Here is a 461-nt window from a genome sequence, read left to right on the forward strand (position 1 = left end):
TTTCCGGCCGCAAGCTGCAGCGCAAGACCGGCCACCGCAACGCGATGTTCCGCAACATGGCTGCCGCGCTGGTGAAGCACGAGCAGATCATGACCACCGCCCCCAAGGCGAAGGAACTGCGTCCCTATGTCGAAAAGCTGATCACGCTGGCGAAGCGTGGCGGCCTGTCGAACCGCCGCCTGGCGATGAGCCGCCTTGGCGACGAAACCCAGCTGAAGAAGCTGTTCGACGTTCTGGCCGAGCGTTATGCCGACCGTGACGGCGGCTATACCCGCATCATCAAGGCGGGCTTCCGCGCTGGCGACGCTGCCCCCATGGCAGTGATCGAGCTGGTCGACCGCGATGTCGACGCCAAGGGCCAGGACTCCGGCCCGGTGGTGAGCGAGGAAGAATTCGAAGACGCCTGAGGCGATACTCGATACGAGACAAGCGGGGCCGGACGGGAAACTGTTCTGCCCTTT

1 protein-coding gene is annotated in these 461 nt (G+C 64.2%); it reads left to right on the forward strand.

Annotation, left to right across the window (positions count from 1 at the left end):
* Positions 1 to 407, forward strand: a 407-nt coding sequence (gene rplQ / locus AAFM29_RS10505) for a 50S ribosomal protein L17 (RefSeq protein ID WP_371830735.1), incomplete at its 5' end; no start/stop codon positions are given.
* Positions 408 to 461: the final 54 nt, after the last annotated feature.

Origin of the sequence: Erythrobacter sp., from assembly GCF_038133525.1 — a bacterium.
Classification (GTDB): Bacteria; Pseudomonadota; Alphaproteobacteria; order Sphingomonadales; family Sphingomonadaceae; genus Qipengyuania.